At 72.7% G+C, this 22091-nt stretch carries 21 protein-coding genes and 1 tRNA gene; 10 read left to right on the top strand and 12 right to left on the bottom strand.

Annotated elements, in window-relative coordinates; all coding sequences use genetic code 11:
* Window positions 1-28: 28 nt before the first annotated feature.
* A complete protein-coding gene (rpmI, locus tag DEU32_RS04640; RefSeq protein WP_058742097.1) occupies window positions 29-223 on the bottom strand; it encodes a 50S ribosomal protein L35 in 195 nt (64 codons plus the stop codon).
* 79 nt (window positions 224-302) lie between these two features.
* Window positions 303-962, bottom strand: a complete 660-nt coding sequence (gene infC / locus DEU32_RS04635) for a translation initiation factor IF-3 (RefSeq protein ID WP_083519974.1) — start codon at window positions 960-962, stop codon at window positions 303-305.
* A 274-nt stretch (window positions 963-1236) separates the two neighbouring features.
* On the opposite strand from infC, the gene DEU32_RS04630 reads away from it, so the two are divergent.
* The gene (locus DEU32_RS04630; protein ID WP_058742096.1) at window positions 1237-1590 is read left to right on the top strand and encodes a DUF1844 domain-containing protein; all 354 of its coding nucleotides are present in this window, start codon (window positions 1237-1239) and stop codon (window positions 1588-1590) included.
* Window positions 1591-1723: 133 nt separating this feature from the next.
* Here DEU32_RS04630 and DEU32_RS04625 read toward each other — a convergent pair whose 3' ends face one another.
* Entirely contained in the window at window positions 1724-2986 is a 1263-nt protein-coding gene (locus DEU32_RS04625; protein WP_058742095.1) for a phosphotransferase, read from the bottom strand.
* 100 nt (window positions 2987-3086) lie between these two features.
* On the opposite strand from DEU32_RS04625, the gene DEU32_RS04620 reads away from it, so the two are divergent.
* Window positions 3087-4943: a glycoside hydrolase family 2 protein gene (locus tag DEU32_RS04620; protein ID WP_114849513.1), complete on the top strand. Its 1857-nt coding sequence runs from the start codon at window positions 3087-3089 to the stop codon at window positions 4941-4943.
* A gap of 103 nt (window positions 4944-5046) precedes the next feature.
* On the opposite strand, the gene DEU32_RS04615 is transcribed toward DEU32_RS04620, so the two are convergent.
* Window positions 5047-5886, bottom strand: coding sequence for an alpha/beta fold hydrolase (locus DEU32_RS04615; protein ID WP_114849512.1), 840 nt, complete (start codon window positions 5884-5886; stop codon window positions 5047-5049).
* Window positions 5887-6010: 124 nt separating this feature from the next.
* Between DEU32_RS04615 and DEU32_RS04610 the strand changes: the two genes are divergently transcribed.
* Window positions 6011-7246, top strand: coding sequence for a hypothetical protein (locus DEU32_RS04610; RefSeq protein WP_180224664.1), 1236 nt, complete (start codon window positions 6011-6013; stop codon window positions 7244-7246).
* Between the two features lie 176 nt (window positions 7247-7422).
* Here DEU32_RS04610 and DEU32_RS04605 read toward each other — a convergent pair whose 3' ends face one another.
* Window positions 7423-8472 carry an amidase domain-containing protein gene (locus DEU32_RS04605; RefSeq protein ID WP_114849511.1) on the bottom strand — a complete coding sequence of 350 codons (1050 nt, stop codon included), beginning with the start codon at window positions 8470-8472 and terminating at the stop codon, window positions 7423-7425.
* Between the two features lie 73 nt (window positions 8473-8545).
* Between DEU32_RS04605 and DEU32_RS04600 the strand changes: the two genes are divergently transcribed.
* A complete protein-coding gene (locus DEU32_RS04600) occupies window positions 8546-8929 on the top strand; it encodes a hypothetical protein (protein WP_114849510.1) in 384 nt (127 codons plus the stop codon).
* 85 nt (window positions 8930-9014) lie between these two features.
* Here the strand turns inward: DEU32_RS04600 and DEU32_RS04595 are convergent.
* The 4 genes from DEU32_RS04595 to galU all read right to left on the bottom strand — a co-directional run bounded on the left by DEU32_RS04595 (window position 9015) and on the right by galU (window position 12041).
* A tRNA-Ala gene (locus tag DEU32_RS04595) sits at window positions 9015-9087 on the bottom strand.
* Window positions 9088-9171: 84 nt separating this feature from the next.
* Window positions 9172-10278: a hypothetical protein gene (locus tag DEU32_RS04590; RefSeq protein WP_114849509.1), complete on the bottom strand. Its 1107-nt coding sequence runs from the start codon at window positions 10276-10278 to the stop codon at window positions 9172-9174.
* Window positions 10279-10397: 119 nt separating this feature from the next.
* Window positions 10398-11060, bottom strand: a complete 663-nt coding sequence (locus DEU32_RS04585; protein ID WP_114849508.1) for a GNAT family N-acetyltransferase — start codon at window positions 11058-11060, stop codon at window positions 10398-10400.
* Between the two features lie 90 nt (window positions 11061-11150).
* Window positions 11151-12041 carry a UTP--glucose-1-phosphate uridylyltransferase GalU gene (galU, locus tag DEU32_RS04580; RefSeq protein ID WP_114849507.1) on the bottom strand — a complete coding sequence of 297 codons (891 nt, stop codon included), beginning with the start codon at window positions 12039-12041 and terminating at the stop codon, window positions 11151-11153.
* 114 nt (window positions 12042-12155) lie between these two features.
* Between galU and DEU32_RS04575 the strand changes: the two genes are divergently transcribed.
* The 3 genes from DEU32_RS04575 to mscL are packed head-to-tail and all read left to right on the top strand — an operon-like array spanning window position 12156 to window position 13610.
* The gene (locus DEU32_RS04575; protein WP_114849506.1) at window positions 12156-12740 is read left to right on the top strand and encodes a 5-formyltetrahydrofolate cyclo-ligase; all 585 of its coding nucleotides are present in this window, start codon (window positions 12156-12158) and stop codon (window positions 12738-12740) included.
* 1 nt (window position 12741) lies between these two features.
* Entirely contained in the window at window positions 12742-13053 is a 312-nt protein-coding gene (locus tag DEU32_RS04570) for an FmdB family zinc ribbon protein (RefSeq protein ID WP_058743107.1), read from the top strand.
* Window positions 13054-13109: 56 nt separating this feature from the next.
* Window positions 13110-13610 (top strand): large conductance mechanosensitive channel protein MscL, encoded by a 501-nt coding sequence (gene mscL, locus DEU32_RS04565; RefSeq protein ID WP_058743106.1) that lies wholly within the window; start codon window positions 13110-13112, stop codon window positions 13608-13610.
* A 118-nt stretch (window positions 13611-13728) separates the two neighbouring features.
* Here the strand turns inward: mscL and DEU32_RS04560 are convergent, their stop codons facing one another.
* Entirely contained in the window at window positions 13729-14313 is a 585-nt protein-coding gene (locus tag DEU32_RS04560; RefSeq protein WP_114849505.1) for a CDP-alcohol phosphatidyltransferase family protein, read from the bottom strand.
* Window positions 14314-14668: 355 nt separating this feature from the next.
* The gene (locus DEU32_RS04550) at window positions 14669-18505 is read right to left on the bottom strand and encodes an ATP-binding protein (protein WP_058743104.1); all 3837 of its coding nucleotides are present in this window, start codon (window positions 18503-18505) and stop codon (window positions 14669-14671) included.
* A gap of 138 nt (window positions 18506-18643) precedes the next feature.
* Between DEU32_RS04550 and DEU32_RS04545 the strand changes: the two genes are divergently transcribed.
* From DEU32_RS04545 to DEU32_RS04535, 3 genes are read left to right on the top strand one after another with little or no spacing between them, the layout of a single operon-like run.
* Window positions 18644-19516, top strand: coding sequence for a CoA ester lyase (locus DEU32_RS04545; RefSeq protein WP_058743103.1), 873 nt, complete (start codon window positions 18644-18646; stop codon window positions 19514-19516).
* A 10-nt stretch (window positions 19517-19526) separates the two neighbouring features.
* Window positions 19527-20009 (top strand): DUF6264 family protein, encoded by a 483-nt coding sequence (locus tag DEU32_RS04540; protein WP_114849503.1) that lies wholly within the window; start codon window positions 19527-19529, stop codon window positions 20007-20009.
* On the top strand, window positions 20006-21247 hold the full coding sequence (locus DEU32_RS04535) for an FAD-dependent oxidoreductase (RefSeq protein WP_114849502.1): 1242 nt from the start codon (window positions 20006-20008) through the stop codon (window positions 21245-21247). Before DEU32_RS04540 ends, DEU32_RS04535 begins: the two co-directional genes overlap by 4 nt.
* Window positions 21248-21260: 13 nt before the next feature.
* Here DEU32_RS04535 and DEU32_RS04530 read toward each other — a convergent pair whose 3' ends face one another.
* Window positions 21261-21998, bottom strand: coding sequence for a DUF6891 domain-containing protein (locus DEU32_RS04530; protein ID WP_114849501.1), 738 nt, complete (start codon window positions 21996-21998; stop codon window positions 21261-21263).
* Between the last annotated feature and the right edge of the window lie 93 nt (window positions 21999-22091).

The raw sequence follows: 22091 nt of genomic DNA, 5'->3' as shown, positions 1-22091 counted from the left end.
GTTTTCGTTCCTTTACGATTCCGCCGGCTCAGTGGCCGAGAAGCTTCTTGACGTTCTTCGCGTCGGCCTTGGCGAGGACCTGGTCCTCGTTGAGGCGGGCCTTGCGCTTGGCGCTCTTGACCTCGAGGTTGTGACGCATACCGGCCTGCTGCTTCATGATCTTGCCGCTGCCGGTGAGCTTGAAGCGCTTCTTCGACCCGGAGTGGGTCTTCTGCTTGGGCATCGTGGTGCCTTTCCGTGGGGTGGATGGGTGGGCCGCGTCATCGCGGTTCGGGGAGCGCCGCGGGGGCGATCACCAGGACCTACTCGGCGGGAGCCTCGGCCGGCTCGGACTCGGAGGACCCGGAGGTCTCCTTGCCCTTCGCGGCGTGCTCCGTCGCGCGACGTTCGGCCTTCTGCGCAGCACGCTTGGCGTTCTGCTCGCCCTTGACGTCGGACTTGTTCTTGAGGGGGGCGATGATCATCGTCATGTTGCGGCCGTCCTGGGTCGGACGCGACTCGACGACACCGAACTCGGCGATCTCCTCGGCGAACTTCTGGAGGAGACGGACGCCCTGCTCCGGACGCGACTGCTCGCGACCGCGGAAGAGGATCATGGCCTTCACCTTGTCGCCACCGAGGAGGAAGCCCTCGGCACGCTTGCGCTTCGTCTCGTAGTCGTGCACGTCGATCTTCAGGCGGAACCGGACCTCCTTCAGGTCCGTGTTCACCTGGTTGCGACGGGCTTCCTTGGCCTTCTGCGCAGCCTCGTACTTGAACTTGCCGTAGTCCATGATCTTGGCCACGGGCGGCTTCGAGTTCGGGGCGACCTCGACCAGATCCAGTTCGGCTTCCTGCGCGAGACGCAGGGCCATGGCGATCGGGACAACGCCGACCTGCTCACCCTGGGGGCCGACGAGTCGGACCTCGGGAACGCGGATTCGGTCGTTGGTGCGGGGATCGGTGATGCGGAGCTCCTTCAATCAGGTGGTGGCCGTCCGGGGCTGTTGCCCTGGACGACGGCACGAGAGAGGAGATCTGACGCACGGATCGGAACCCGTTCGGCAGCCGCCCGACGCCGTCCCCTGCGGGACGACCTGCCAGCGAAGGGCCGGCGGAGCGGTGGGACCCGGTAGCCTTGGTGCACGGCCGCGGGTGGGAGAGACTCCTCTTCTACGACGCCGTTCGACCACCTTGGAACAGGTTCCAGGGCACACGGACAGCATCTGCCGCCGACGAGTCTAGCAGAGGAGCACCGTGACCGACACCCCGCCGAACGAGCCCACCGGGGCCGACGAGGCACGCGACATCGCAGAGGTCCCCGCGGTCGAGCTCATCAACACCGTCGCGGTGCACCTGCTGAGCGCCGCCGCCGTCAAGGTCGGGCTCGCGGACGACCCGCAGGAGCAGACCGACCTGGACGAGGCTCGGAAGCTCATCACCGCCCTGGCCGGCCTCGTCACGGCGGCCGCGACGGAGATCGGCGACCACCACGCCCGTCCGCTGCGCGACGGACTGCGGTCGCTGCAGCTCGCCTTCCGCGAGGCGTCGGCGATCCCGGACCCGGTCGGCAAGGGCCCCGGCGAGAAGTACACGGGGCCGGTGAACTGACCGGACCACACGACGGACGGGAGGCACGGTGCCGGCTGGCACCGTGCCTCCCGTCCGTCGGTGGGTCGGCCTGGCAGGCAGCGCTGCGCGCGCACTGCTCCTGTCGAGCAGCGCTGCGCGCGCTCTGCTCCCGTCAAGCAGCGCTGCGCGCTGCGAGCCGCGCGACCGCCGCGAGCGGGATCCCGGCCCAGTCCGGGCGGTTGCGGGTCTCGTAGACGACCTCGTACACGGCCTTGTCGAGCTCGAAGGCGTCGAGCAGCTCCCGGTGCTCCCGCAGGTCCGTCCCGGTCCCCCGCTGGTAGCCGTCGAGGAACGCGGCCCGGGCGGTGTGCGCCCACGCGCCGGCGTCCACGAACGTGGCGTCGTGCGCGAGCGAGCCCGCGACGTAGTCGAACGAGCGGAGCATCCCGGCGACGTCGCGGAGCGTCACGTCGGGCAGGGACCGCTCGGTCAGCGGGCGGAGCGGCTCGCCCTCGAAGTCCAGGAACACCCAGCCGCGGGGCTCCGGCGCGGCGAGGACCTGCCCGAGGTGCAGGTCGCCGTGGATGCGCTGCAGGTCCGGCCACCGCGCGGCCGCGGCGCGCCCGTAGACCGAGCGGACGGCGTCGACGTGGGGTTCCACCGTCGGGGCCTCGCGGACGGCGGCGTCCAGGCGCGCGTGCATCGTCGCGACGGCCGCGGCACGGCGCGCGTCGTCCGCGGGTTCCGTCGGCAGGGCCTGGGCGAGGGTGCGGTGCACCTCGGCGAGGGCCTCCCCCAGCCGCTGCGCGTGGTCGTCCCACGGGTTGCCCTCGCGGGCGTCGGTCAGGGCCACGCGCCAGGCGTCGTCGAGCCCGGGGAGGAACTCCTGCGCGAACGCGAGGTGCCCGGTCGCGGTGCCGTCCGGACGACCGGTGTCCGGCCAGCTCGCCCGGAGCGCGCCGTACACGGTCGGGACGCGCGCGCTGCCGGCCGCCGAGAGCGCGAGCTGCGTCGTCACGTCGGGGTTGTCGCCGTGGTGCAGGACGCGGAAGACCTTGACGATCACCCGCGCGCCGTCGGCGGTGTCGCAGATGACCGAGGTGTTCGACTGCTCGCCGGACAGCACGCGCGATGCCGTGACGCGGCCGATCGGGCGGAGGCTCGCGGGGTCGGCGTCGATGCGCGCGGCGAGCTGCTGCACCCAAGCGGTGTCGGTGGTGGCGTCGACCGGGTCGGCGTCCGGTCCACCGCCGGAGACGGGCACCTGGTACAGGACGGGGCCCGTCGGGGCGTCGTCGAGGACGAGCCGGGTGCCGTCGGTCTGCGCGATGGTGTGCAGCGCCGGGGTGCTGCCCTTCGCGGTGTACCAGCGCTGCCGGGCGATCCAGCCCTCGAGCGTGCGGTCGCTGACCTGGTCGGGTGCCTCGGCGCTCATGGGATGGACGGTACGCGGCGGTCGCCGTGAAGGCACCCGCAGTGCTCAACAACGATGCACATTGCTTTACAACGATGTACTTCGGCGGCAGCATGGACCCATGAGCACGCTCGACGGCACCGTCGCCGCACCTGACCTCCCGCTCGCGTCCCGCCAGGACGGCGAGTACCCCCGCCCCCAGCTCCTCCGCGGCGAGTGGGCCGACCTCGACGGGACGTGGTCGTTCCGGAACACCGGCGACGACCCCGCCTGGCGGAACGGCTTCCCCGACGCGCGGGAGATCACCGTGCCGTTCCCGCCGGAGTCCGCGGCGTCCGGCATCGACGAACCCGGCTTCCACGCCGTCGTCTGGTACGCCAGGACGATCGGTCGCGAGGAGCTCACGGCCGCCGGACTCGGCGCCGACCGGGACCGACTCCTGCTGCACTTCGGTGCCGTCGACCACCGCGCGCGGGTGTGGATCGACGGGCAGTTCATCGGGGAGCACGAGGGCGGCCACACCCCGTTCGTGCTCGACGTGACCGAGGCGCTCGGCAGCGCCCCGGACAGTGACACCCCGGACGGCGGGCACCTGCTCGTGGTCCGTGCCGAGGACGACCCGCACGACGTGACGCAGCCCCGCGGCAAGCAGGACTGGCACGAGTACCCGCACGCCATCTGGTACCGCCGGACGACCGGGATCTGGCAGACGGTGTGGCTCGAGGCGGTCCCGTCCCGCTCCGTCGCGGCCCTGCGGTGGACGAACGTCGACCACGCCACCGTGCGCCTGACCGTGCGGCTCCGCGGCGAGCGCCGGACGGACGAGCGGGTCCGGGTCGAGGCCTGGTGGGAGGAGCAGGGCGAGCGGATCGCGCGCGTCGAGACCAGCGTCCCGGCCACCGCGGACGAGGTCGACGTGACCGTGCCGGTCACCCGGCAGACGAACGGGCAGGCGGCGGACGAGCTGACGTGGAGCCCGGAGACCCCGCGGCTCGTGGACGCCACCGTCACGCTGCTGCAGGACGGGGTCACCCCCGTCGACGCCGTGGCGAGCTACTTCGGTGTCCGGACGGTCGGGCTGGACGGCGGCGCGTTCCTGCTCAACGGGCGCGCGTACGACGTCCGGAGCGTCCTGAACCAGGGCTACTGGCCGGAGTCGCACCTCGCCGCACCGTCCCGCGCGGCACTCCGGCGCGAGGTCGAGCTCATCAAGGAGCTCGGCTTCACCGCGGCCCGGAACCACCAGAAGATCGAGGACCCACGGTTCCTGTACTGGGCCGACCGGCTCGGGCTGCTCGTCTGGGGTGAGGCACCAGGGGCGTACGCGTTCTCCCCGCTCGCGGTGCAACGGCTGGTGCGGGAGTGGATGGACGCCGTCGAGCGCGACGCGTCGCACCCGTCGATCGTCACGTGGGTGCCCGCGAACGAGAGCTGGGGCGTGCAGCAGATCGCGACCGACCCGGCGCAGCAGGCGTACGCCCGGGCGCTGGCCGACGTCACCCGGGCCCTCGACGCGACGCGGCCGGTCGTCTCCAACGACGGGTGGGAGCACCCCGACTCGGACATCGTCACGGTGCACGACTACGAGGGCGACGGCTCGCGGCTCGCGGCGACCTACGCCGACGACGCAGCCCGGACGGCCCTGCTCGGCGGACGGGGGCCCGCTGACCGGCGGATCCTGGTCGGCGGTGCGGTGGACCGTGGGCAGCCCGTCATGCTGACCGAGTTCGGCGGGGTGGACTACCAGCCGGGGGCGCAGCGGGAGGACGGGTGGGGGTACACCTCGGCCGTCGACGGCGACGACTGGATCGCGCGCATCACGGCGCTGTACGACGGCGTCCGGGCGAGCTCGTTCCTCGCGGGGTCGTGCTGGACGCAGCTCACCGACACCCTGCAGGAGACGAACGGCCTGCTGAACGCCGACCGGACCCCGAAGGTACCGATCGAGCGCATCCGACGGGCGGTCACGGGCGCCTGACGGAGACTGGCCGCCGTTGATGGAGCAGACGACGTCGGGTACCTGACCGGGACCCGACGTCATCTGCTCCATCGGTGCAGCCGGCGGAGACGCCGGGGGCGCCTCAGGAGGCGAGGAAGCGCAGGACTGCCTCGTTCCACTCGTCCGTGTGCGACGCGAGCACGCCGTGCGGGCCGCCCTCGATGACGTGCGTCTGCGCGTCCGGGATCGCCTCGGCGGTGCGCTTCCCAGAGGCCTCGAACGGCACGATCCCGTCCGAGTCGCCGTGGATGACGAGCGTCGGGACGTCGATCTTCGTCAGGTCGTCGCGGAAGTCGGTCGTCGCGAACGCAACGGTGCAGTCGAGCGTGCCCTTCGGCGACGCGAGCTCGGCGATCGCCAGGTCGTACGCGCGCTGGTCGGCGGAGACCACGGGCTCCCCGGACTCCCCCGGCGTGTAGAACATGTCGACGAACTGGTGCAGGAACGCCGGGCGGTCCCCGGTGATGCCGTTCGCGAACCAGTCTGCGAGGTCCTGATCGACGGCCCCGTCCGGGTTGTCGTCCGACTTCCACAGGTACGGCGGCACGGCGCTCGCGAAGACGAGCTTCTTCACCTTCGACGTCCCGTAGGTCGAGACGTAGCGTGCCAGTTCGCCGCCGCCCATCGAGAAGCCGATGAGGGTGACGTCTGACAGGCCGAGCTCGGTGATGAGCTTGTCGAGGTCGGCCGCGAACGTGTCGTAGTCGTAGCCGCCCCACGGCTGCGACGACTGGCCGAAGCCACGGCGGTCGTAGGCGATGACGCGGTGGCCGGCCTCGACGAGTGCGGGGACCTGGCCCTCCCACGAGCGGCCGGAGAGCGGCCAGCCGTGGATGAGGACCACGGGGTCGCCCGTGCCGAGGTCGTCGTAGTGCAGGTCGATGTCGTGGCCGTTCTCGGCGCCGACGGTGATGAAGGGCATGGTGCCTCCTGTCGTTGGTTTCCGTGGAACGTGCTCGATGCAACGCCCGCTCCGCTGACGGAACCTGACCGCGTGCGGTGACCGGACAGCGCACCGGCGCGCGCGGAGGTGGGAGGATCGGGCGGTGACCGACCTGGCGGAGCCGACCCGCGCCTCCCGGCCGGGTCTGCCGACCCGCGTCCGACGCGTGGTGACGGACGGACTGGAGGCGCGGCACAGCGGGTGGACGGCTCCCCTGCTCGTGTGGCTGGCCTCGCGCGTGGTCAGCACCGTCCTGCTGCTCGGCGTCTGGCTGATCGCCACCGCGCAGGGCTGGACGTTCGCGTCCCACCGCCGGGAGGGCACGTTCTGGTCGTTCCTCGGCTCCTGGGACGCGTCCTTCTACCGGACCATCGCGGAACGCGGCTACCCGGCCGTGCTCCCACTCGACCAGGACGGGCACGTGCTCCCGAACGCCTGGGCGTTCCTGCCGGTGTTCCCGACGTTCGTACGCGCGGTGCAGCCGCTCGTCGGCGGGTCCTTCTGGGTGGCCGGGGTGCTCGTCGCGACGCTCGCGGGGGCCGGGGCGTGCGTGGTGCTCTACCGGCTCGTCGCGGCGGTCGCCGACGTCGGGCGCGCGCGGTGGGCGACCGCCCTGTTCGCGTTCGGGCCCACCGGGTTCCTGCTCCAGGTGGCCTACGCGGAGAGCACCTTCCTCCTGCTGCTGTTCGGGGCGCTCCTCGCGCTCGTGCGGCGGCGGTACTGGCTCGTGCTGCCGCTCGGGCTCGTGGCGGCGTTCACGAAGCCGGGGGGCCTCGCGCTCGCGGTCGCGCTCGCCGTGCACCTGGTCGTGCGGTGGACACGCGAGCGTCGGGCGCTGCCGGTGCGGGACGCGGTGGCGATCGTCGTCGCGGGGCTCGGGATCGCGGCGGCCGGTCTGGCGTGGCCCGTGGTCGCCTCGGCGGTGACCGGACGACCGGACGCGTACCTGGACACCGAGCTGTCGTGGTGGGTGGGGTTCGTCGGTCGGCAGCACTTCGCACCCCTGACGCCGTGGTTCACGATGGCGGGGACCTGGCTCGGGCCGGCCGGGATCGTCCTGGTGGTCGTCGTGCTCGCCGGGGCCGTCTGGTTCTGGACCCGGCGGGGCGTCCGTGCGCTGGGGGTCGAGGTCGTGTCGTTCACGGCGGCGTACGCGCTGTACCTCGTCGCGGTGTTCCTGCCGCAGCAGAGCCTGCCGCGGCTGCTCATGCCGACGGCTCCGCTCTTCGGGGCGGACGCGTTCACGGCGACGCGGCGGCGGGCGGTGGGGTGGCTCGTGGTCGGGGTGTGCCTGCAGCCGGTGGCCGTGGTGCTGCTGTGGTTCCTCGGGTACCCGTGAGCCGCGGCGGCGCGGGGCAGCGCGGCGCGCGTGCGGGGCGGGCCGCGGCTTGTTCGGCGTGTCTGCGCACAACGGGAAGCACGCCGAACAACTGAGTTCCGTGGCGCGGCGTGCTTCCGGTTGTGCGGGCGCCCGCGGCGGCCCGGCGGCCCGCCCGAACGCGCGCGCGGCGGCGGCTACGCGTCGAACGTGTGGAACCAGGCGGTGCCGCCCGGGTGCTGCACGGTGATCATCTCGTCGAGGTCCCGGTAGGGCCCGTCCTGGTTGTGGCTCGCCGACTTGATGCGGACGGTGCCGTCCGGCTCGGTGAACACCTCGGACACGATCGTCACGTGGTCGGGTGACTGATTCGCGTTCCAGTCGTAGAAGACGATGTCCCCGACCTTGACCTTGCTGCGCTCGTCGAGGGGCCGACGGGTCAGACCGAACGTCGACGCGTTCGCGCTGAGCCACGGGTCCATCGACGGGCAGTAGGTCCACGTCGCACTGTGCTGCGCCCCGCCGTCCCGGTTGTACCAGTCGCTCCGCTGCTGCCATCCACGCGCGATCAGCGTCTGGCTGACGTAGTTCGCGCAGTCACCGCCGATCGGGTTCATGGTGCCGTACTCGGCGGTGTTGTAGTCCTCCCAGTGCGCCATCGCGTACTCGAGCTGCCGGTCCACGTCGGTCAGGGCCGCGTACGTCAGCGAGCTCGTCGCGACGGCGGTCGACGCGTCCGGCACCGGTGCGACGGTCGGGCTCGGCGTCGCGGTGGCGTCGTCCTGCGTCGCCCCCGCCTGACCGTCGTTCGCGGCGCTGCCGTTGCCGTCCGACGAGCGGTTCGCCGACGGCGAAGGCTCGATCGCGGTGGTGAAGAGTGCGACGTCCGCGGCTCCGGCGGTGTACATCGCCTGGTGCGGAACCGTGAAGGTCACCTTGGTCGCCGAGGCCTGCACGTCCCGCGCGGCGACCCCGCCGACCGTGACCCCCCGGACGGCACCGAGGCCGGTCCCCGCGATCGTGACCGTGACCCCGCCGGCGAGCGGCACCTGCGCCGGCTCGAGCGAGGAGGCCGCGGGTGTCGCCGTGCCGGCCGCGCTGCCGGACCCGCCGGACGCACGGCCCGAGGCGGCCCCGGTGGGGTCCGATCCGCCGTCCCCACCACGGGAGCAGGCGGCCACGGCGAGGCCGATGCCGGCGACACCGGCGAGCGAGAGCAGCGAACGACGCGTGAACGAGGAAGACATGACCTGTCCAGGGTAGGCGACGGTGCGGCAGGATCACCCGTAGCAACCCGACCAGCACCGGAAGGATCAGACCATGCCCGAGAGCCACGACTTCTTCGTCGCCGCCGACCCCGAGTCCACCCGAGCCCGCGTCCGCGACGCCCTCGTCCGCGAGGGGTACGCCGTCGTCGACGGTGAGCAGGGCGCCCTGCAGGCCACCCGTGGCAGCCTCGGCCTCACGCTGCTCATCGGCGGCCTCGCGAACGACCGCACGTTCCACACCCGACTCGACGTGCAGGTGATGGTCGCGCCCGACGGACGCACGGTCGCCCGCCTGCTCCGCGGTTCCGGCAAGTCCGCGCTGAAGGGCGGTGCGATCGGGATCTCCCGCGGCAACCGCGCGTTCGAGCAGGCTGCGAACGCGATCCACGCCGAGCTCACCCAGGCCGGGATCCTGACGGACAGCATCGCGAGCTGACCCAGCGGCCCGGGGAACACCGCCCAGGAAAGACAGCCCGGGAAACACAGAAGGCCACCCCGCGGGGTGGCCTTCTGCACTCGAGTGGAGCTAAGGGGATTCGAACCCCTGACCTTCTCATTGCGAACGAGACGCGCTACCAACTGCGCCATAGCCCCGACTGCTCGACCACACTAGCACCACGTCGTCGACGATGCGAAATCGGTCCGACCCGCTCGGGCGTGCCGCGGAGTGGACGCTGGTCAGACCGCGCGACGGCGACGCATGATCGCGTCGAGGTCGGCCTGCTGGAAGCCGTCCTCGTCGAGCACGCCCATGCCCGCCCAGCGGCTCGGCGGGGCCGGTTCCGCCACGGGCTCGGCGGTCGGGGCAGCGGCGGTCTCCTGCCCGCGCGGCTCCGGCGCGGGCGCCCGCAGTCCGAGCCGCTCGGCGAGCCGGCCCTGGTCGTGCGCGGAGAGCGAGGCGACCGCTTCCTCGACGTCCGGCCGCATCCGCGACACCCTGGCGAGCGAAGGGTCCGTCTCAGCGGCGCGGATCGCCGCGGCCTCGGCGTCCGCCTCGGCCTTCGCCGCGGCGACGCGCTCCCGCAGCCGTGCGGCGAGCTCCGCGGACGACTCCGGCGAGGGGGTCGGTGCGGCGGGGCGCTCGACGTAGAGCGGCTTCGGGACGGCAGCCGGCGGAGTCCAGGTGCGGTCGCGCGTGGGCTCCGTCTGCTGTTCCGTGGGCAGCGGCGGCGCCGGGTCCGTCCACGTGGTCGACGGCCGGGAGGCACGGCGCGCGTCGGCAGCGCCGGCTGCGGCACGCGCCTTCCGCGCCTGGGCGACCTGGTGCAGCTGGGCGAGCACGGCGGCGGACGCTCCGGCCGCGACGAGTCCGGCGACCGCCACGAGCCACGCGGACGGTGCGGCGACGAGGACGACGAGCGCGACGACGAGGCCGATCGCGCCGAAGGTCGTCGCGCCGAGCCGGGACCGTCGCATCCGACGGGCGGTCAGTGCCGGAACGGCCGACACGCGCTCGAGCTGGGGCTGCTGCTCGGCGAGTCGCCGGGTGATCTCACGCTGCCGAGCAGCCTCGTGGGCGCGGACGATCGCGGCGCGCTTCGCTTCCTCCGACCGGGCGACGCGCTGCGCCTCGGCGAGCGACCGGGCGTTCATCTCGACGCGGACCTCGTCCGGCAGCTCGGCGGTCTGGGCGAGGATGCGGAGGGTCTGCTGCAGCCGGATGGCGTTGCGCTCGGTGGCGAGGTACTGGCGTCGGGCGGCCCACGAGGGCATCAGGTAGACGACCCAGAGCACGGCCGCGATGAGCAGGACGATGCCGCCGCCCCAGGAGCCGATACCTGCCATGGGGCAACGGTAGGGGTGCGGGTTCCCCTGGCGGGTGATTGCCGGTCGCGTGTTGCGCGGGTCGCGACGGATCCGGTGGAGGCGGGGCGCGCCTCCCGGCCATCACTGGATGCGCGCGGTCACTGGATGCGGGGACGGGTGTCGAGCGGCATGGCGGCCTCGTCGCGGGCCGCCAGCGGCACGCTGCCGACGCCGGCCGGGACGCGACCCGCCACCCAGCGGTCGAGGACGCCCTCGCGGACCTCCTCCGCGACGAGGGCGAAGCAGAAGTGGTCGCGCCAGTCGCCGTTGATGTGGATGTAGCGGCGGCGGAGTCCCTCGTACCGGAAGCCGAGCTTCTCGACGACCCGCAGGCTGGGGGCGTTCTCCGGACGGATGCAGATCTCGATGCGGTGGATGCCGACGACCCGGAAGCAGTGGTCGACGGCCATCGCGACGGCGATCGGGGTCACGTTGTGCCCGGCGGCGTCCTCGACGACCCAGTAGCCGATCGACGCGCTCGCGAGGGAGCCGTAGGAGATGCCGGACACGTTGAGCTGGCCGACGAAGCGACCGTCGAGCTCCATCGCGAACGGGAGCCCGAGCCCGGCGCGGGCGTTGGCCTGCAGCGCGCGGATGCTGCCGCGGACGTCCGTCGACACGTGGCCGGACGGGTTCGTGGCCTCCCACGTCCGGAGCCAGCTGCGGTTCGAGGCCAGGGCGACGTCGAGGTCGCGTATGTCCCGGAGGCGGAGGGGCCGGATGGTGACCCGCCCGTGGGACAGGGTCGGGATCGTCGTCATCGCTGTGGTTCCTCCGGTACCCGGTGGTCGGCCGGGTGGATGCACGAACGGGCCCGGGGGTGACCCCCGGACCCGTTCGCACGGGGTCGGCTATTCGCCCGCGTTGAACTCCTTGAGCCACGACTTGAGGTCGGGGCCGAGGTCATCGCGGTCCGAGGCGAGCTGCACGATCGCCTTGATGTAGTCGAGTTTGTCACCGGTGTCGTACCGACGTCCACGGAACACGACGCCGTACACGCCGCCGGTCCACTCCTCGGCGCCGGCCATCTTCATGAGGGCGTCGGTGAGCTGGATCTCGCCGCCCTTGCCCGGCTCCTGCTTCTCGAGGACGTCGAAGACCTCGGGGCGGATGACGTAGCGGCCGATGATGGCGAGGTTCGAGGGGGCTTCGCCCTGCGGGGGCTTCTCGACCAGGCCGGTGATCTTCACGACGTCGTCGGTGTCGGTCTCCTCGACCGTCGCGATGCCGTACATGTGGGTCTGCGAGGCCGGGACCTCGAGGAGCGCGACGATCGTCGCGTTCTTCTCGCCCTGGACCTCGATCATGCGCTTGAGGAGCGGGTCGCGGGCGTCGATGATGTCGTCACCGAGCAGGACCGCGAACGGCTCGCGCCCGACGTGCATCTTGGCCCGGAGCACCGCGTGGCCGAGGCCGAGCGGGTCGCCCTGGCGGACGTAGTGCATGTCGGCGAGGTCGGTCGACTGGTTGACCTTCTGGAGCTTCTCGTGGTCGCCCTTCTTGCGGAGCGTCTCCTCGAGCTCGGCCACGTGGTCGAAGTGGTTCTCGAGTGCGTTCTTGTTGCGCCCGGTGATCATCAGCACGTCGGTGAGTCCGGCACCGACGGCCTCTTCCACCACGTACTGGATCGCCGGCTTGTCGACGACCGGGAGCATCTCCTTCGGCATCGCCTTGGTCGCGGGGAGGAAGCGCGTGCCCAGGCCTGCGGCCGGGATCACCGCCTTCGAAATCTGGAAGCCCATGCCGAGAACGTATCGGATGGCCCCTGCACGGGGCATGTCGTCACTGCTGGGGACACGGCTTCCCGCGTCGAGCGGCGGGAAGCCGCATCGTGCCCGCTCGCTAGACTCCTCGCCATGACCGCCGACCTCGGGAACGAGAAGCGAGCCCTGCGGGCCGAGCTCCGGCAGCGCCGGCGCACCCGGACCGCGACCGAACGGGAGGGCGACAGCCTCGCCCTGACCGCGAGCCTGCAGCGCTTCGTCGAGGAACGGCAGGTCCGGTCCCTCGCGCTGTACCTGTCGGCGCCGGACGAGCCCGACGTGCGACCGTTCCTGAACTGGGCGCACGAGCACGGCGTGCGGGTGCTCCTGCCGGTGACCCGCGAGGACGGTCTGCTCGACTGGGCCGTCGGCGACGGAGAGTCCGAGCGCGAGGGCCTGTCCGGCATGCCCGAGGTCGTCGGCGAGGTGCTCTCCCCGCTCGCGCTCGGCGACGTCGACGCGATCCTGACCCCCGCGGCCGCCGTCGGGAAGGACGGCTGCCGGATGGGCTGGGGCCGCGGCTACTACGACAAGACGCTCGGGTCCATGGCGAACCGTCCGCCCGTCTATGCTGTGATCTTCGACGCGGAGTACCTCGACGAGGTCCCGCGCGAGGCCCACGACGAACCCGTCGACGGCATCATCACGCCGTCGCGCATCATCACCTTCCGGAGCTAGGGTGCCCACCTACTCGTACCGCTGCACCGCGTGCGACAACGCCTTCGACGTCAAGCAGTCGTTCTCCGACGCCGCACTCACCGAGTGCCCGGTGTGCGGGGGCGTCCTGCGCAAGGTCTTCTCCCCCGTCGGCGTGACGTTCAACGGCGGCGGCTTCTACCGCACCGACTCGCGGTCGACGCCCTCGTCCGGTGGCTCGTCGTCGGGTGGCTCGTCGTCCGGCGGCTCGTCGTCCGGTGACTCCTCGTCGAGCACGTCGAAGGCCGCACCGAAGAAGACCGAGTCGAAGCCGGCCGCGCCCAGCGCCTCCTGACGAGGACTCGTCCCCATCGGTACGGTGGGGTCTCCTCGACACGGAAGGAGGCCCGCGTGAAGGGCTTCAAGGAGTTCCTGCTCCGCGGGAACGTCATCGACCTGGCCGTCGCGGTCGTCATCGGTGCGGCGTTCACCGCCATCGTGACCGCGATCGTCAACGCCGTCATCAACCCGGCGATCGGCGCGGTCTTCAACGCGTCGAGCCTGGACAAGGCGCTGCCCGTCGCGATCCCGACCGTCTCGGGCGGCGAGGCGGTGATGTACTTCGGCGCGGTGATCGGCGCGGTCATCAACTTCGTCATCGTCGCGGCGGTCGTGTACTTCGCACTCGTGCTCCCGGTGAACCACCTCAAGAAGCTCGCCTTCGAGCGGGTGCAGAAGAACCAGGAGCAGACGCCGCAGGACGTCCCGCCGACGGACGTCGAGGTGCTGCTCGAGATCCGCGACCTGCTGCGCACGCAGAACGGCGCCGCGGTCGGCACGGGTGGCGGGGCGCACGTGGCCCCGTCGACCGCGCCCGAGGGTCCGGGGATCGCCGGCACGACCAAGCTGTAGCGCGCTGGGCGACCGCGGTCGCCCCGCTCCGAACCACGAAACCGACGTCGAACCATGCACGTGTGCTGATTCCACGTCGGTTTCGTGGTTCGATCCGCCCGCGATGGCGGGCGGCGCGTCAGCGCGCGCGGGACTCCGCGCGGTGCTTCGCGGCGAGGGCCCTGGCGTACTGCACGCCCGCGACGACGTGTCCGATCGTCCCCGCCCAGACGAACACGAGCGCGGTGACCCGCACCCAGTCGTGGTCGGCCGCGAACGACGTCGACGAGAACAGCAGCAGCGGCAGGCCGACGAACAGCAGGGCCGAGCGCACCTTGCCGGTCCAGGTGACGTCGAGGTCGGGATCGCCACGGAACCACAGCCCGGACAGCAGCGCCAGCACCGCGTCGACGAGCACGATGATCGCGACGCTCGGCCACGGCAGCAGTCCGACGAGCACGAGCGACAGCACGATCGCGATGATGGCGAGCCGGTCGGCGATCGGGTCGAGGGCCTTGCCGAGCTTCGAACCCTGGTCGAACTTCCGCGCGATGAACCCGTCCGCCCAGTCGCTCACGCCGAGGACGACGAGGGTCACCAGGGCCCAGCCCGAGTGGTGTGCGACGACGAGCCCGATGAACACCGGGATCAGCAGGAAGCGGACCACCGTGATCAGGTTCGGCCACGTCTGCCAGTCGGGGCGCTGCCGCACGGTGTCAGTCATCGCGTCCCAGGCTACCCGTCACCAGTGCGGGGGGACGTCGCGGCGGAGCTGGTCGTCGTTCTCCCCCGTGCGGTGCCGCGGCGGTTCCGGTGCGGGAGCGGGGTCGCTGCCCGGCACCGGCTGGGTGGTGACGCGCCGACGGGGTCGCGCCGTGCCTCCAGGCCGGTCCCCCGTCTCCGGTCCGGCAGCCGCCGGCCGGACGGGAGGCGCGGGGTCCGGCGCGTCGTCGGCCCGCGTCCACGTGCCCACCAGCTGGTCCGTGTCGGGCGTCACCGGTCCCGCGGGCCGGTGCGCCCTGCGGCTCATCGGCGGGCGGGGCCCGGAGCGGGCACGCGGGGCGCGAGATCCGACGCGCTCATCGGCGGGCCGGGATCGGCGGGATGCTGATCTCCTGGGTGGCCCCGCGGTCGACGCCGAGCACCGACGCGACCGTGTCCGCGACGCGGTCCGGGTCGGAGAACAGCTGGAAGGCGTGCACACGCACGTAGTGCCAGCCGAGTCGACGGAGCACCTCGGGACGGAGTCGCAGGCTCTCGCGGAGCGACCCGCGGACGAGCGACGCGTCGGTCTCGATCGTGACGCAGACCCCGCCGTGCGCGGCCACCAGGCCGAGCTTCCCGCGGTGCCCGAGCGCCACCGGGATGCCGCGCATCTCGAGGCGTCGCGCCAGGTCGACGAGCAGCGGGTCGGAGTCGTCCGGCACGTACTCGGCCGTGGTGCGCGCGCGGACCTCGGCGAGGATCTCGGCCAGCGCGACGGTGCCGTGTCCCATCCGCTCGGCCTCGATGTCGGACGGCTGGAAGCACGTGACGATGACCATCGAGCGGCGCGCACGGGTCATCGCGACGGCGAGCAGGCGCTCCCCGCCCGGCTTGCCGAGCGCCCCGAAGTCGCGGAGGACCCGGCCGTGCGGCGTCCGCCCGTAGCCGATCGAGAACACGACGCGGTCGCGGCTCTGGGCGACCGACTGCTCGAGCGTCGCGACGATGAACGGCTCGGCCCGGTCGCCGATGACGAACTCGGTGAGGTCCTTGTGTCCCTGCGCGGCCGTCAGGACCGCCTGCTCGACGCGGACGGCGTGCTTCGCGGAGGCCGTGATTACCATGAGCGACTCGGACGGCCGGGTGCGGGCGTGCTCCATGACCAGCCGGACGACGCGGTCCACCTCGGCATCGACGCTCTCGACGGCGCCGGACTCGGGGTCCGGGACCGCCTTGCCGTCGCTGACGTAGTCGATCGCGATCGAGCCGTGCCCGAGGAACGACCCGGCCCACGGCAGCGACTCGATGCGGCCGCCGTAGAAGCGCCGGTTCACGAGCTCGGCGAGGTCCTCGCCGCCGGCGCGGTACGACCGCGTGAGCGACAGGGTCGGCAGCAGCGTGGAGAGCTTCGCCAGCGCGGAGTCGGCGTGCAGGGCGTCGAGCGTGCCCTCGTCCACCTGCAGGGCGCGGTGGTCGGGGTCGACGGCGATCCGGAACGGCGACGGCGTCTGCGTCACCGGGTCGCCGAACGCGACCGTCTGCCGGGCGCGACGGATCGCACCGACGGTCTCGGCGATCGTGACGGCGCCGGCGTCGACCAGGATGACCGTGTCGAACGGCATCGTGTCGGCGATCTGCGCGACCTCGTACGGCGATGCGAGCCACACGGGCGCGATCGACCGGGACAGGTGCGGCGCGGAGTCCTGGAGCAGGCGCGAGGTGATCGCGCCCTCCTTGAGCTGGGTGCGGAGTGCGGTCGCCTCTTCCGGCCAGTCGACGAGACCGACCTTCCAGTTCTCGGCGAGCTGCCACGCCAGACCCTGGGACACCCCGGCGGCGTGCGCGTCGTCGACGAGCCGGAAGTCCGCCTCGACGCGGTCGAGCATGTCGGTGTTGCCGCCGAGCAGCGCCCGGTCGGACTCGAGCATGGTCTCGAGGGCGGACTGCCACCACGCGAGCTCGAGCTCGGCGGGCACCTGGGTGTCCGGGACGTGGCGGTTCGCCAGGTCGGTGATGAGCGGCTCGAGCTGCAGGTCGCGCAGGGTCTGCATGAGCTCGGTGCGCTCCTGCAGGTTGTGCAGGACGTCGGACTCCTCGGCCAGGCGCGCGATCGTGGGGACGAGCTCGTCGATGGGCAGGTTGGCCAGCTGGGTCTCGCGCGACGTGCGGCCGAGCGGCTCGTCCAGGCGCGCGAGGTCCTGCACGACGTTCGAGAAGAGCACCTGGACGTCCCCGATGCCCGTGGGCACCTCGGGGTTCACGCCGGCGGCGACGTAGCGCTGCCAGAGCACGCGCTGCTGCTGCACGCGGGTCAGGGCCTCGTGCAGGTCGGACACGTGCACGCCCGGGCGGACGTACTCGCGCGCGAGCTTCTTCAGCCGGCGCCGGTTCGTGGACGACATCGGGGCGCCCTCGCCGCGCGGGGCGGTGGCGGCGACGAGCTCGGCGACCGAGCGGTCGAACACGACGGGCAGGAAGCGGTCCAGCGTGTCCCGGATCTCGGTGAGCAGGCGGAGGTAGATGCCGAGCTCGTTGATGGTCGTGAACTGCCGCATGTGCGTCGAGGCGACGAGGTCCTGAGCACGGCGGAGCAGCGTCGGCAGCCCGTCGGCGTCGAGGTCCTGCGCGGTGCGGTGCGCCCGCTGCGCCCCGTCGCTCGAGCCGAACTTCGCGCCGTACCAGGGCGAGTCGTCGGGGCCGTAGCGGAACTCGCCGAGGTTCGCGGCGCTGACCATGGTCTCGGCGACGCGCGAACGGCCCTCGACCATGCTCGTCACCGAGGTGGACGACAGGCGCGCGGTCGTCGACGGCGGCACCGGCAGGAGCGAGAGCCGGGACAGCTCGACCAGGCAGTCGAGCACGGAGACGCGGAAGTGCGGGTCGACCCGGGTCAGCGAGCCGCGGTAGTCCGTGAGGACCTTGCGGAGCCGGACCAGGGCGTCGTCGACCTCGCGGAGGTTCGGCCTGGACGCCTTCTCGTTCCGGGCGATGGCGCGGACGACGTCACGGCGGAGCGTGGACGGTGTGACGGCGACCCCGGGGAGCTGCACCTCGGCGAAGCGCGCGGCGATCCCCCGCAGGGTCGCGCGGCGCGGGCTGACCACGAGGACGCGCTTGTTCGCCGCGACGAGCCCGCCGAGGGCGTTCACGATGGTCTGCGTGCCACCGGTGCCGGGGAGGGTCTTCACGACGATCGAGTTGCCGGCCGTGATCTGCGCGATCACGTTCTCCTGCTCGTCGTCGGCGTCGAGCAGGAGCGTGTCGGTCTCGGGGCTGCGCTCGTCGGACGGCGTCTGCTCGACCGGGTGGTACGACTGCTCGACCTGCCACTTGGCGCTCGGGTTGCCGGCGAGGGCGTCGAGGACCGGGTGCGACAGGTCCTCCGTGTCCTCGACCAGGCCGCTCGCGACCTCGGCGAACGTCGACACGACCAGGCGCGCGTGCACCGAGAAGCCGGGGATGTGCGCGGTCAGGCCGCGGAGCCGGTCGATGACCGGGTTCGGCGTGAACGAGCCGTCCTGCTGCGCGAGCGCGACGAAGGACTGCGCGTCGAGGATGACGCCGTACTGCTCGTGCAGGGCGTCGGCGAGGCCCGGGTTCAGGACGGGTTCGCCGAGCAGGCGGACCTCGAAGTCGCGGCCGTGGCGTCGGATGGCCAGCGGGCGGAGCAGCACGGGGCCGCGGAAGTGCTCGTCGGCGTGCGTCCAGTCGGCCATGCCGATGCCGAGCTCGACCGCGTCGATGCCGCGGACCGTGGCGAGCTCGGTGCCCTTCTCCTCGACCCGGGCGGCGGCGACGCGGGCGGCGCGGAGCGCCACCTCGTCGCGGATCAGGCTGGAGAGCAGGGTGGTCTTGCCGGTGATGAACTGCGCGAGGCCACCCGGGTGGGTGGTCGAGAGCTCGATGCGGGTGCGCGGGTGGTCGCTGAAGTGCGTGAGCGGGCTGACGCCGCCGACCCCGGTCAGCTGCTTCCGCCACGCGTCCCACGCGGGTTCCGCGGCGTTGCCGGCCTGGAGGCGCGGATCACCCAGGCTGATCGCCTGCGGACTCGTGAGCTGCAGCTCCGGCCGCAGGGTCCGGTCCGGTTCGTCCGTCACGACGTTCGCTCCCTGCTCCACCTGCTGGTCGTCCTGCTCCCCCCGGCCGTCGGCGGGCACGGCGCGGCCGCGCGCGGGGACGTCGCCGTTCGCGTCGCCCTCGTCGTCGGTCACCCTGTCCGCTCGCCACACATCGGACACTGTAGGCGGAAGCGACCGCCCTCTCTGGCAATGAACCGAGGTTTCCGGGATTCCGGGCCGCCCCGGGACGGTCGGGCTCCCCGGCCACCCGCGTGTGGTACCAACATGGACATGGCCATCGACGACCGCACCACCACGTCCACCCCTGCGCCGGACCGGCGTCGATCGGTCCCCGCCGAGATCTCCCGTTCGTGGCTCCTCGTCCCCGGCACCGCCGCCGACCGGTTCGAGCGGGCGCAGCGGTCCCGGGCCGACCAGATCATCCTCGACGTCGAGGACGCGGTCGACCCCGCCGCCAAGCCGGGCGCCCGCCAGACGGTGGCCTCGTGGCTCGCCGGCGGCGGTGAGGCCTGGGTGCGGATCAACGACGTCACGACGGACTTCTGGGCGGACGACGTCGAGGAGCTCCGCGGCCTGCCCGGCCTGCAGGGCGTCATGCTCGCGAAGACCGAGTCGCCCGCACAGGTCACCGACACGTGGCACCGGCTCGGCGGCCACACGCCCGTGATCGCGCTCGTCGAGTCGGCGCTCGGCATCGAGGAGGCGACGTCGATCGCCCGCGCGCAGGGCGCCTTCCGACTGGCGTTCGGCTCCGGCGACTACCGCCGTGACACCGGCACCTCCGCCGACACGATGGCGATGGCGTACCCGCGCTCCCGGCTCGTCGTGGCGTCCCGCGTCGGCGACCTGCCCGGGCCGATCGACGGCCCGACGGTCGGGTCCGCGCACGCGATCCTGCGTGAGCAGTCGCAGGTGGCGGTGTCCCTCGGCCTGACCGGCAAGCTCTGCCTGGACACCGAGCAGCTCCCGGTCATCAACGAGGTCATCTCCCCCACGCCGACCGACGTGGCCTGGGCGCAGGACTTCCTCGACGACTTCGAGGCCCGGGGCCGGGTGATCCGCGACGGCTCCGACCTGCCGCGACTCGGCCGTGCGCAGAAGATCCAGCGACTCGCCCAGGCGTTCGGGGTCGAGGCGCGGTAGACCGGTCCCCATGACCTGGTCGAACGTGCCCGGCGGTCCGCCGCAGTCCTCGCCCACCGGCGGTCCCCACGACCGCGACGCCCAGCAGCGGGCCGAGTGGGCGCGCGGCGGGACGACACTGTTCCCCGCCGGGCGCATCGCCGACCGGGTGTCGACCGTGCTCCTGCTCGTGTTCGGCGCCGTGATGACGCTCGTCACGGCGGTCGTCGGCATCGTCGCGCTCGTCTCCGCCACCGCTGGGTGCGACGCCGCGACCGGGTGCTCGCCCGGCGGCTACCTCGGCGGGACGGCCATCGCGGTCGGCGGCGCCTTCATCGTCGGCGTCGCGACCGTGGTGCTGACGATCGGCGCCTGGCTCCGGCGGCGCTCGTCGTGGTGGATCGCCGCGATCGGCTTCGTCCTGGCGATCGCCGTGATCACCTGGGGCGGCGTGGTGTTCGCCGACGCGGCGGACGGTGTCGGGACGGCAGGGACCGCGACCGCAGCACCGTGAGGGTCTCGCGGACGTCGGTCGCCGTCGTCGGGGGCGGCCCCGCCGGTGTGGTGCTCGGGCTGCTCGTCGCTCGGGCCGGCGTCGACGTGCGGGTCGTCGAGTCGCATCACGACTTCAACCGCGACTTCCGCGGCGACACCGTGCACGCCTCGACCATCCGACTGCTCGACGAGCTCGGGCTCGGCGACCGGTTCCGGGCGCTCCCACAGTCGCGCCTCGACGACTTCTCGCTGCCCCGGCCGGACGGGTCACGGCTCGTGCTCGGCGAGTTCTCGCGGCTCCGTCCGCCGTACGACCACGTCGCGATGGTGCCGCAGTGGGACCTGCTCGACCTGCTCACCACCGCGGCGCGCCAGGAGCCCTCGTTCACCATCACCATGGGCACCGCGGCCTCCGACCTGATCGTGGAGGACGGGCTGGTCACCGGCGTGCATCTGACGCCGCGCGACGGCGGCGAGCCCGAGGAGCTGCGCGCCGACGTGGTCATCGCGTGCGACGGCCGGAACTCGGTGTTGCGTGCCGCGGCGGGACTGCGTCCGCGACGCTTCCCGGTCGGGTTCGACACGTGGTGGTTCCGGTTGCCCCGCCACGAGGACGACGACGCGACCGCGCTCGTGCCGGCCTTCACCGGTCGAGACGTCCTGCTCGCCTTCCCGCGGCAGGGGTACCACCAGGTCGCGTACTTCGCGCCGAAGGGGTCCGACGCCGCCCTGCGTGCCGCGGGCGTCGAGGCCTTCCGGGCGCGGATCGCGCGGCTGCGACCGGACTTCGCCGACCGGGTGGAGGGCATCCGGTCGATGGACGACGTGCACGTGCTCGACGTCCGGACCGACCGGCTCCGTCGCTGGTGGCGTCCCGGGCTGCTCTGCATCGGCGACGCCGCGCACGCGATGTCCCCGGCCGGCGGGGTCGGCATCAACCTGGCCGTGCAGGACGCGGTCGCGACCGCCACCGCCCTGGTCCCCGCACTCCGGCAGGGGCTGCGCGGCCGGGCCCTCGACCCCGCGCTCCGGGCCGTGCAGCGCCGTCGGACGCCCCCGACCGTCGTGGTGCAGACGGCGCAGCGGTTCCTGCACCGGGTGGTGTTCGAGCGCGCCTTCGCCGGGGAGCTGCAGGACGGGCCACCGCTCCTGCCCGTGCTCCTCGCCCGCTGGGTGCCCCCGGCGCGGGGCCTCTACGCGCGGGCGGTGGCGTTCGGGCCGCTCCCCGAGCACGCCCCCGCCTGGGCACGGCGCTGACCGCCAGGAACGCTCAGGCCGGCAGGGGCTTCTGCCAGCGGTCGATCCGCACCGTGATGCGCTGCGTGGTCTGCCCGTCCCAGTCGGCGTCGAGCCCGTGGTCGACGAGGGCCGCCACGACCGCCGAGGCCGCACTCACGCGGCTGTGCCGGCCCAGGACGGCCCGCCCGTCGACGGACTGCTCCGCGAGCGCGACGTGGTCCGGCTCGAGGTCGGGCGACGGTCGGAAGGCGCCGTAGGCCAGGTACAGCAGCGCAGTCGGCTCGGCCAGCCGCTCGGCGTCCTGCTGGTGGAAGAACACGTAGGCCCACTCCCGGTGCCCGTCCGGCGCGGTCGGGTCCGGCGTCCGGGCGTCCGCGCACTCGGCGACGCCGTCGGCCTGGTCGACGCCGACCGCCATGCCGGTCACGAAGCCCTGCTCGCGGAGCGTGGCGAAGGCGTCCCGGAGCCGCTCGTACTGTCCGGATCCCGGCTCCCACGCGTGCTGCTCGGTCAGGCGCGCGGCCCAGCGGTCGCGGACGGCCCGCTCGACCACCGGCCGGAGGGTCTCCGGGTCGTCGACCTCGTCCTCGTGCACCTCGACGACCGTCTCGACGACGTCCTCGAACGGGGTGAAGCCGGGCAGGACGAGTGCGTCGATCGTCTCGGCGAGCGCCACGGGGTCGAGTGCGACGGGTGCCGGCGCCGGTACCGGAGTGGTCGTGTCGGGGGTCGCCTCGGAACGCCGTCGTCGCCACCACCGGAACGCCATGCGCCGATGCTACCGAGCGGCCCCGTGCCCCGGACCCGACCAGACCGGACCGGGCGGCGGACGCGAGCAGACCCGTGGGACGGGCACCGTGCC

The sequence above is a fragment of the Curtobacterium sp. AG1037 genome (assembly GCF_003349855.1).
Taxonomy (GTDB): domain Bacteria; phylum Actinomycetota; class Actinomycetes; order Actinomycetales; family Microbacteriaceae; genus Curtobacterium; species Curtobacterium citreum.
The sequence above is the reverse complement of the archived record's forward strand: the minus strand, read 5'-3'. Positions and strand labels throughout refer to the sequence as shown.